The following is a 10,262-nucleotide window of genomic DNA, read 5'->3' as shown; positions in this document are numbered from 1 at the left end:
CCTTAGTGGTCGCCGCCGGAAGTTCGTCCAGGGTCTGCCGGCGCCAGACGGCGCCTCGCCTCGTTGTCGTCAGTCGCCACCCAACACCTCCGGTGGCTCCCTCCGCCGCCTTGCGATGTACGCACCTCAGCCCCGCTCCTTGATCCACATCCCTATTGCCGGGCGCTCTAAGCCAGGCACGGGCCGGGGCAGTCACGGAGTACCCACGTGACCGGGCGGACCGCCGGCGGTGAGGGCATCCCAGCCGAGAAGGTCTGTTCGTCCGCGGCATGCGGCTGCGGATGCGGGGTAGGCACCCGGGGTGTGTGTCCCGAAAACCAGCTGCCCGGCTCGCGTGGTCACGGCCCCAGACAGCCCGGAGCGCTCGAGGTGGTCGGCGACACAGCGCATGCGATCGATCGTTCCGGGCCGGCAGGTCTGATCAGCAGGAGAGGGGATCCGCATGACCACCGCACATCAGATCATGCATCGGGATGCCGAATGCATCGGCGAAACCGAGACTCTCGTGGATGCCGCCCGCAAGATGCGGGACCTCGGCGTGGGTTCGCTGCCGATCTGCGGCGAGGACAACAAACTCCATGGAATCATCACCGACCGCGACATCGTGATCAGATGTCTTGCCGAGGGAAAGGACCCCACGTCAACGCGGGCCCGGGACCTGGGGCAGGGCCGACCGTTCTACATCGACGCGGAGGCAGACCTTGACGAGGTCATGCGCCGGATGATGGAGCATCGGGTCAAGCGTCTTCCCGTGATCGAGAACAACCAGCTGATAGGCATGATCAGTGAAGCCGACCTGGCGAAGAACCTGCCCGAGGAGAAACTGGGGCAACTCGTGGAGGCCATCAAGTCCGGTCCCGCCGATCGCATCGCTTGACGCGGCTGGTTCACGCCTCCTGATCCCAGTATCCTATATCATAAGAATAATATCTTTGTGATATAGGATGGCCGCGTTTCAGGACACATGGCATTTCAGGACACATGACGGCCATCGCGTGATTCTGCCTCGGGAGCCGTGGAAAACGCCTGACGAGAAAAAGCACGCGATGGCCGCAGGCCCCGCGTCGGGCGTCGCCGAGATCAGCTGGGATCCTCGCTGGCCTCTTGGTGGCGTGGGCTCATCGCGCCACAAACACGATCGGCGATGAATCGGTGACAGGCCCTCAAAGGGGAACGCCACCATCGCGCACCACTCTCAGATTGTCCTCGTAAAACAGCTCGTAGGCTGCGATCTCGTCGGTCAGCAGCTCAACGTCGAGCTCGCCGTGATCTCCCTGGCGTAGCCGCTCCACGTCGACGACCGCACGGTAGACAAAGGTCGCGTTGCCCTCCAGCCGCGGAATCCGAGAACCATCCGGAGAGGGCGTGACAAGGCATCTCGCGCTGCCACCCAGGTTACGGACCACGACCGCTTCGTCCGCGGCGGCGTGCCCAAGCCTGGAATACACCAGGCGCGACGCCACCACCCCGGAACCGCATGAAGGAGTCAGCCCGGCTCCCCGCTCAAAGGTACGGACGAAGATCTCCCGCGGCGCCGGGAGCCGGCGCACGAACGACACGTTGGCACCAGCCGGGAGAATCTCCGGTAGTTGCGCCGCCGCGCGGCCCACGGCCACCAGCTCACTCTCGTCATACTCATCAACAATCGCGACGAGATGGGAGTTCGGCACGGCGACACCGGTGAATCGCAGGGATGGGTGCAACGCCGGGAGCACCGTGTCGACATGCTCGGCGGTCCGGCTCACGATCGGGACGTCAGCCGCGCGAAACGTCACCGGCGGCAGCTCGATGGCCACGGCCGGGACACCGGGAGCCAGCGCCGCGATCCGTTCGGCCCGGAACCGGCCGCCCCCCGTCAAGATGTCCTGCGCCTCGGCCCCCCGGCGTTCGAGGACCAGCCTGCCGACACACCGCAGGCCGTTACCGCACAACTTGGCCGGCGTTCCGTCCGGATTGAAAAAGAATGCTTCGGGTACTTTCCGCGCATCGTCCACGAAATAGATCCCGTCGCTCCCCAGCGGACCCCGCCGGTCACAGACGAGCCGAACAAATCCGACGAGTTCGGCAACCGTCGCGAAAAGCTCGTCGGGCCGGCCGTCCACGATGAGTATGTCGTTGCTTGAGCCATGGGCCTTCAGTAGTTCGAACTTCACGCCAGCCCTCCTGTCTCGATGTATGGCTCAGTGTAGTGTGACGTAACGCGACAACCCGGAACGGGGTAATCGGCGCGGCGCCCCGCTCCGCGGGCAGCGCGGAGCGGCGCCACAACCGGAACAACACAACAAACCGGAACGGCGCCATAACCGGAACGGGACCGTTCGCGGGACAAGCCCCGACGGGGCCGGCACGGGCTCCGCTGCCGGTGGCTGGCATACTGCCAGCGGGTGGCACGCATGCGAACCAACGAGGACGCGACAGCCAGGGCACTTGAAGCGGTGCTGCCCGAAGGTGCGGCAATCACCGATCCGGATCTTCTTGTCTCCTATCGTCATGATCAGGCGACCGGGGCGGACGCCGGGCAGCCGGCCGTCGTCGTCTTCCCGCGTACCACCGGACAGGTCCAAGCGGTCATGCGGATCGCGCACTCCCGCCAGGTGCCGGTGGTCCCCCGCGGCGCCGGCTCCGGGCTTTCCGGCGGAGCCAACGCGACCGACGGCTGCATCGTCTTGTGTCTCGACCGCATGGACAGGATCCGCGAGATGCGCCCCGCCGACGGATACGCGGTCGCCGAACCCGGAGTGATCAACCAACGGCTCCGCGACGAAGCCAGCACGCATGGTCTGCTGTACGCGCCCGACCCGGCTTCACGGGAGTGGTGCACGATCGGCGGCAACATCGCCACGAACGCCGGTGGCCTGTGTTGCGTGAAGTACGGCGCCACCCGCGACGCCGTGCTCGGCCTCGAAGTCGTGCTGGCTGACGGGCGCGTCACCAGCATCGGGCGTCGCGGCATCAAGGGGGTGGCCGGCTACGATCTGGTCGGGCTGTTCGTCGGCAGCGAGGGCACGCTCGGCATCGTCACCCAGGCCAGGCTGCGGCTGCGTCCACTACCACCACCGCCGACCACCGCCGTCGCGCTGTTCCCCGACCTCGTCAGCGCCGGCCGAGCGGTCGAGGCCATCATGCTGACGACCACGCCATCGCTGCTGGAGCTTATGGACGCGACGACGTTGGCAGCGGTCGAACGCTTCCAGCCGATGGGGCTGGACACCTCGGCGGCTGCGCTGCTCATCGCGCAGAGCGACTTGCCGGGACATGCCGGTGAACGCGAAGCCGACGCCATCCTCAGCGCGTACGATGCCGCTGGTGCCACTGAAAGCTACCGTTCGCGGGACGCTGAGCAGGCCGACGCGCTGCTCACCGCTCGTCGGCTCGCCTTCCCCGCGCTCGAGCGGCTAGGCGCCTGGCTGCTCGACGACATCGCGGTGCCACGCTCGCGCCTCACCGAGACGATCAGCGGTATCGAACGGATCGCCGCTGACCGCGAGGTCGTCATCGGTACGTTCGGCCATGCGGGGGACGGAAACCTCCACCCGACGATCGTCTACCCGCACGACGATCCCGATGCCGCCCACCGTGCGTTCGCGGCGTTCGACGACCTGCTCCGGCTGGCGCTGCGAGCCGATGGGACGGTCACCGGCGAACACGGCGTCGGTCTGATCAAACGCCATGTCCTCGCCGACGAGCTGGACCTCGTCGCCCAGTCACTGCACGACACCGTGAAACACGCGCTCGATCCGGGCGGGATTCTCAACCCGGGCAAGGCGCTGCCGTTGCGCCGGTAGTCCCGCTGCCCAGCGGCTCGGCGACCGGCCGCGGGGCTACCGGCACACGCACGATCCCAGCCGAGCTCCCACCAGATGACGATTATCCCCAGCGCACCGGCCGGGGCCGGTGGCATCTCTCGCCGGGGCTGCCAGCGCAGACCGGTCAGGCTGCCGCGCGGGCCAGCGCGGCCTTTTCAGCGGCTTCCCGCGACTGCGTGGCGAGCGGGACGAGGTCAGCCATGGCCGGGTTGACCGCAGCCCTCGTCAGTTCGACGTGGATGAAGCTGATGTCGGTCGCGCCGAGCGCCCCGAAAATATGCCGGAGGTAGGGCTCCTGGTAGTCCTTGCCCTCCTGGGGGGTGCCCGGCCCGTACGCTCCGCCGCGGGCGGTGATGACCGTGACGGGCTTGCCGGTGAGGATACCGGGGCCGCCCGTCATGCTGACTGTGCGCCCAACGACGATGACGCCGTCGATCCATGCCTTGAGGGTCGATGTGATCGACCAGTTGTACATCGGGACGGACACGACCAGGTTGTCGGCCGCCTCGAGCTCACCGATGAGCTCCTCACGGGCCTGCCAGGCCGCGGCCTGCTCCGCCGTCCGCGCCTCGTCCGGCGTCATCGAAGCGGACACGGCGTCCCAGCTGAGGTGGGGAGGCTGCGTGATAGACAGGTCACGGTGAATGATGCTGCCACCGGGGTGGCTGTCGGCCCAGGCAGCGGCGAACTGGCCGGCGACGGCCCGGGAGGCCGAGCCTGGGCTCACGCTTGAGTCGATGTGCAGAAGCGTGGACACATGATCTCCTTGTCAGGACGGATGAATGCGCCACCAAACTATAGCAATACATAATTATCTGTGTTGACACGCATCGTACAGGAAGACCGTCTCAGACCGCGAACAGTAGGATCGGACGAGTGGAGTACGCAGATGCGCAGGCTGGAGCGACGGAGCCTGCGGTCACACTGCCGGAAGAGCTTCACAAGGACCTCGGCTGGCTGCTAGGCCAGGCTCTGCACGGGTTCCTGCTGGCGGCGCAGACCGCGGTCGGGGAGTTTCCCGGCGGGCTACGGGGGTTCCAGGTACTCTCGGCCACTGCCGGCGGGTGCGAGCGCAACCAGCTTGAGGTCGCCCGCCGCCTCGGTGTCGACCGTTCCGTCATGGTTCGCCTGGTCGACGACCTCGAACGCGGCACGCTGGTCAGACGCTGCCCCGATCCAGCCGACCGACGGGCCCGCATAGTTCGCCCGACCGAGGCCGGCCTCGCCCGGCTCCGCGATGTGACCGCGCGCCTGCGCCTGGCCGAGCAGCAGCTCCTGGCACCGTTGACCGCCCAGGAGCAGATCAGTTTTTCCGACGCGCTGCGACGCGTGGTCGCGGGCGTCCTCAGCGCGGGCGTGCCGCCGGTACCAGATCCGGTAGCCGCCCAGGGGCCATGCCCCGGGGCAACTGCCTGACCAGTACCCCCAGCCCCGCGGTGCCGCGGCTCCTCGCGCGCCGCGGCACCTGTCGCCGGTCGCTCTGAAACAGCCAGCCAAGACGGTAGTGTGAGATGAGAGACATTATCCGCTGCCGCCATGGGAGACGGGATGAGCCTGAACCCGATCGAAACCGCTGTGCTTCTCATCGAGTTCCAGAACGACTTCACGACCGACGGCGGCGCGCTGCACAGCGCGGTGGCGGATGTGATGAAACGGACCGGCATGCTCGACAACGCGGTCGCCGCCGCCGAACAGGCCCGGCAGGCAGGTGCCACGATCATCCATGCGCCGATCTCGTTTGCCAAGGGCTATGGCGAGATTAGCCCGAAGCCCTACGGCATCCTCGCCGGGGTGGTGGCGAGCAACGCCTTCGTCAAGGACTCGTGGGGCGCCCGGATCGTCGCGGGCCTCACGCCCGCCGCAGGTGACATCATCGTCGAGGGCAAGCGCGGCCTGGACACGTTCATGAGTACAAACCTCGACTTCATCCTGCGGAGCAGAGGAATCAGAAATGTCGCGCTTGGCGGCTTCCTGACCAACTGTTGTGTGGAGTCCACGATGCGGACCGCGTACGAGAAGGGTTTCAACGTCTTCACGCTCACCGACTGCGTCGCGGCGACCTCCCAGGAAGAGCATGACAACGCCATCGCCAATGATTTTCCGATGTTCTCGCATCCGGTTACATCCAAGGAATTCGTCGCCTCGCTCGGCGCCAGGGGCGAAACGGCCACCGACGCCAGCCGGGGCTGCCCGACCTGAACCGCGCAGCCGGGCCGCTCACGCTCCGGATACGGTCCCGGCTCGGTCGGCTCTCACGGGTTTCCATCGGGATCGCGCGGGTATCTCCTCGGTCTTTACCGAAGGGCTTGAAGCGGTCCGGCCCGGCCACGGGCCGGATGCGGGGGCCATGGTGCCGTCAGAGCAGGGATCGGCCACCAGAACATAGGTTGATCGTGACCGCCGAAGCCGAGCGTCTGGCCGGTCAGGCGTAATCCGGGAGGATCCGAACATCATTGTCGAGCGTTCCACCGGTACAGGTCCCGTCAACCCGTATTCGGTAAGCACGGAACACCAGCGCAGCCGGACCGCCGTTACCGGGACGGCGACGGCGCTCCCGACGGAATTGGCACAGATGTTCGACGCCGGCGGTACCACCGGGGCACTGATGCGTGACCTGGACTGGGCCGCGACACCGATCGGTTCCCCGTGGGCCTGGCCACCGAGCCTGCGGACAGCCATCGGCATCTGCCTGTCATCCCGGTTCCCCATAGTGATCTTTTGGGGACCGCAGCTGGTGAAGATTTACAACGATGCCTACTTGTCAATGCTCGGTGCCAAACATCCGGGCGCGATGGGCCGCCCAGCCGAGGCCGTGTGGACGGAGATATGGGATGCGGTAGGCCCTATGTTGACCGCGGTGCTGGCCGGGGAGGGAGCTTCCCTCTACCAGGACGAAATGCTTCCCATGAATCGGCACGGATATCGGGAAGAATGCTATTTCACCTTCTCTAACAGCCCACTGCGGGACGAATCAGGTCGAATCGGCGGTATATTCAGCGCGTGTACGGAGACGACCGCGCAGGTGGTCGGCGCGCGTCGGCTGCGGACACTGCGCTCCCTGGCATCCGGTACGAACGGGGCACGGACCACCCCGGAAGTTCTGGAACGGGCGGCAACGGTGCTCGGCGAGGCCTGGGCCGATGTCCCGTTCGCGCTGCTCTATCTGGCTGATGTTCCGGCTCATCCGGCTCATCCGGCTGATGCTCCGGCTGATGGCTGGGCTGAACCCGGCCCCGGGCCCGCCCTCCGCCTCATAGCCGGAGCGGGCACGGAGGACATCAAGGCGGCTGGTACCGCGTTGGTCGCCAAAGCACGTACCGCGTTCGACAGGGACGAACCAGCCCTTATCGACGGACTGACAGTGCCCTTGCCACAACTCGGTGTCGCCAGCCAGGCGCTCATCGTGCCGCTGCAGGCCATCGGCGCGCGCGGAGTCCTCGTCGCGGGGGTGAGCCCCCAGCGCCCGTGGGACGAGGACTACCGTAGTTTCTTCACCCTCGCCGCCGATCAGATCACCAGTTCGATGTCGAACGCGGCCGCATACACGGCAGAACGCGATCGCGCGATTGCCCTGGATGAACTCATCGCGGCGAAGACGACTTTCTTCGCCAACATCAGCCATGAATTCCGCACACCGCTGACGCTGTTGCTGGGCCCGGCACAGGACGCCCTCGTGGACGAGAGGTTCCCGCTCACGGGCATACAGCGCGAACGGGTCGAACTGATCCGCCGCAATGCGCTACGGCTGCTCCGGCTCGTCAACAACCTGCTGGACTTCGCCCGGATCGAAGCCGGCCGCCTGGAGCCCCAGTATGAGCCCGTCGATCTGGCGGGCCACACGGCAGAGCTGGTGAGCATGTTCCAAGCCGCTGCGGAGAGGGCCGGGCTCACCCTGACGATGGACTGCCCGCCGTTACCCGAGCCGATATGGATCGACCGTGACCAATGGGACAAAATCGTCATCAACCTCCTGTCAAACGCCATCAAATTCACTCTGCACGGCGGCATCACCGTCTCGGTAGCGGCGGTGCGTGAAGGCTCGGCCAGCTGGGCCGAACTGACGGTCACCGATACCGGCATCGGCATTGACCCGGCCGAGCAGGACCGGCTGTTCGAGCGGTTCCGCCGTGTCCCGCATGCCGGCGGACGCTCGCACGAAGGAGCCGGCATCGGGCTCGCGCTGGTCGCCGAACTCACTGCCCTGCAGGGCGGCACGGTGACCGTCTCGAGCGCGCTGGGAGCGGGTAGCACCTTCACCGTCCGGCTGCCGTTCGGTCATACCCACCTCCCCACCGACAGGGTCATCCCCACCGAACCGGCTGAACGGGCGCCCACGCACCCCGCTGCCCTCACCGGGTCTGTCGATGGGCTCCTCGCCGAGGCGATGCGGTGGTCCAACCGGCCGCAGCCCGGCGTCGTCGACGTCGCTAGCAGCACCGGCAGCACCGGTGACAACACAGGTGCGGCGGAAGAAAAGGATCGGTCCGCTCGCCCCACTGCCGCGCACCCGCGCCCGGACAGCGCTACCGGCCAGCCGCGGGTACTGGTCGTGGACGACAACGCGGACATGCGCGACTACCTCATCACGCTGTTGTCCAGCGACTATGACGTGACGGCCGCCGCCAACGGGACAGCGGCGCTCCAGCAGATCCGGGACACGCCACCGGACCTGGTACTCACCGACATGATGATGCCGGAGGTGGATGGCTTCGCGCTGCTCGCGGCCATCCGCGCGGACGCTTCAACGGTGCATCTGCCGATAGTCGTACTGTCGGCACGCGCGGGGGAAGACGCCGCGGTCACCGGGCTGGAGGCAGGGGCGGATGACTACCTGACCAAACCGTTCTCGGTCGCGGAACTGCGAGCACGGGTGCGGGCGAACCTGGAGCTGGAGCGGGCCCGGCAGGTGAGCGCGCACTACCTGCACCTTCTCGACGATTTCCCGCTGCTGATCTGGCGGTCCGGCACCGACGGCGGATGCGACTACTTCAACAACACCTGGCTTTCGTTCACCGGCCGCACGGTTCAGCAGGAGCTGGGATACGGCTGGGCCGAAGGCGTGCACCCGGCGGATCTCGACCGTTGCGTCGCGCTCTACCGCGAGGCCTTCAACGACCGGAAGCCGTTCGAAACAGAGTACCGGCTGCGTCATGCGGACGGCGGTTACCGGTGGATACTCGATGTCGGCCGCCCCATCTTCGACCTGGCGGGCCGATTCACCGGTTACATCGGCTCCTGCCTGGACCTCACCGAACGGCGACGAGCCGAGGAAGCGGTGCGGACGGCGGCGGTGATCGAACAGTCGGCTGCCCGCGAGCACCGGATCGCCGCCGAACTCCAGCGGAGCTTGCTGCCCGCGACGTCCTTTGTCCACGGCGCGCTGCGGACCGCTGTGTATTACCGCGCCGAAGGCGAGACCGAGGTCGGCGGGGACTGGTACGACGTGATCGAGCTCGGCGCCGGCCGGATCGCGCTCGTGATCGGCGACGTGATGGGCCGTGGCGTGCGTGCCGCAGCCGTCATGGGACAGCTGCGCGCGGCGGTACGTGCCTACGCCCGCCTCGACCTGGCCCCAGCGGACGTGCTTGAGCTGCTCGACGGCGTCGTCCGCGACCTGACCCAGGACTCGATCGTGACCTGTGTCTACGCCGTGTACGACCCGCTCAAGCACTCTCTGGCCTTCGCCAGCGCGGGGCATCTCCCCCCGCTGCTCGTCGACCCGGCAGGGACCGTTCGCCCGCTGACCGCGGGATCGGGGCCACCGTTGGGTGCCGATCTGCCGGAATTCACCGAACAGCGGGTCGCCCTCCCCCCGGGCGCCATGCTGGCTCTCTACACCGACGGGCTGGTCGAGCAGCGCGGCCGTGACATCGACGCCGGCATCGACAAACTCCGCGAGCACCTGGCCGGCTCCCGCGACATCCCGCTGGACGCGCTGCCAGATCGCCTCGTCGACCGGATGCTCCCCGGCGCCCAGGACGACGACATCGCGCTGCTGCTCGTCCAGGCGTCGCCATCGCCATTACCGTCGGTGAATGGCGGCCAGCCCATGCTGCACATGGAGATCAGCGGCAGCGTCCAGAGCGTGCGGGACGCCCGCCAGGCCGCCGCCGCGGCGCTGGCGTCGTGGCGGATCCCACCCAAACGTGCCGCTGACGTCGTTCTTGCCGTCAGTGAACTCGTCACCAACGCCGTCCTGTACGGGGAAGTGCCCATGGACCTGCGGTTACGGCCAGCCGGGCACGAGTTGATACTCGACGTCCGCGACGCCGCGAGCACCTTGCCACAGCGGCTGCGAGCGACCGCGGACGACGAACACGGCCGCGGCGTCCACCTCGTCTCACTGATCGCGGATCGCTGGGGAGCGCGCAACACCGACGACGGTAAATCCGTCTGGTGCACCTTCACGATCAACCAGTCATAAAACCGTCATCGGCGCCCGGCAGCGGCTATGAC

Annotated in this window: 7 protein-coding genes; 5 read left to right on the top strand and 2 right to left on the bottom strand. The window is 67.2% G+C overall.

The genetic code is table 11. The annotated features are described in order from the left end of the window. Positions 1-442: 442 nt before the first annotated feature. Positions 443-877 (top strand): CBS domain-containing protein, encoded by a 435-nt coding sequence (locus tag MJ785_RS17540; RefSeq protein ID WP_239313717.1) that lies wholly within the window; start codon positions 443-445, stop codon positions 875-877. A 286-nt stretch (positions 878-1,163) separates the two neighbouring features. Here the strand turns inward: MJ785_RS17540 and dapF are convergent, their stop codons facing one another. Continuing rightward, on the bottom strand, positions 1,164-2,153 hold the full coding sequence (dapF, locus tag MJ785_RS17535) for a diaminopimelate epimerase (RefSeq protein ID WP_239345995.1): 990 nt from the start codon (positions 2,151-2,153) through the stop codon (positions 1,164-1,166). 240 nt (positions 2,154-2,393) lie between these two features. On the opposite strand from dapF, the gene MJ785_RS17530 reads away from it, so the two are divergent. Beyond that, positions 2,394-3,785, top strand: coding sequence for an FAD-binding oxidoreductase (locus MJ785_RS17530; protein WP_239381819.1), 1,392 nt, complete (start codon positions 2,394-2,396; stop codon positions 3,783-3,785). A gap of 145 nt (positions 3,786-3,930) precedes the next feature. On the opposite strand, the gene MJ785_RS17525 is transcribed toward MJ785_RS17530, so the two are convergent. Continuing rightward, on the bottom strand, positions 3,931-4,563 hold the full coding sequence (locus MJ785_RS17525; protein WP_239311917.1) for an FMN-dependent NADH-azoreductase: 633 nt from the start codon (positions 4,561-4,563) through the stop codon (positions 3,931-3,933). 119 nt (positions 4,564-4,682) lie between these two features. Between MJ785_RS17525 and MJ785_RS17520 the strand changes: the two genes are divergently transcribed. The 3 genes from MJ785_RS17520 (at position 4,683) to MJ785_RS17510 (ending at position 10,230) form a co-directional block, all read left to right on the top strand. Next, the gene (locus tag MJ785_RS17520; RefSeq protein WP_239311918.1) at positions 4,683-5,222 is read left to right on the top strand and encodes a MarR family winged helix-turn-helix transcriptional regulator; all 540 of its coding nucleotides are present in this window, start codon (positions 4,683-4,685) and stop codon (positions 5,220-5,222) included. A gap of 120 nt (positions 5,223-5,342) precedes the next feature. Further along, positions 5,343-6,005: a cysteine hydrolase family protein gene (locus MJ785_RS17515; protein WP_370651689.1), complete on the top strand. Its 663-nt coding sequence runs from the start codon at positions 5,343-5,345 to the stop codon at positions 6,003-6,005. Positions 6,006-6,378: 373 nt separating this feature from the next. Continuing rightward, positions 6,379-10,230 carry a SpoIIE family protein phosphatase gene (locus MJ785_RS17510; RefSeq protein WP_239381817.1) on the top strand — a complete coding sequence of 1,284 codons (3,852 nt, stop codon included), beginning with the start codon at positions 6,379-6,381 and terminating at the stop codon, positions 10,228-10,230. The last annotated feature ends 32 nt before the right edge of the window (positions 10,231-10,262 follow it).

Origin of the sequence: Protofrankia sp. CiT1 (assembly GCF_917627335.1) — a bacterium.
Classification (GTDB): domain Bacteria; phylum Actinomycetota; class Actinomycetes; order Frankiales; family Frankiaceae; genus Protofrankia.
The sequence above is the reverse complement of the archived record's forward strand: the minus strand, read 5'-3'. Positions and strand labels throughout refer to the sequence as shown.

What these genes read in the sequence shown, in the direction of transcription:
- MJ785_RS17540 (WP_239313717.1), top strand. Translation starts at nt 443, where the DNA reads ATGACCACCGCACATCAGATCATGCATCGGGATGCCGAATGCATCGGC.
- MJ785_RS17530 (WP_239381819.1), top strand. Translation starts at nt 2,394, where the DNA reads ATGCGAACCAACGAGGACGCGACAGCCAGGGCACTTGAAGCGGTGCTG.
- MJ785_RS17515 (WP_370651689.1), top strand. Translation starts at nt 5,343, where the DNA reads ATGGGAGACGGGATGAGCCTGAACCCGATCGAAACCGCTGTGCTTCTC.
- MJ785_RS17510 (WP_239381817.1), top strand. Translation starts at nt 6,379, where the DNA reads ATGTTCGACGCCGGCGGTACCACCGGGGCACTGATGCGTGACCTGGAC.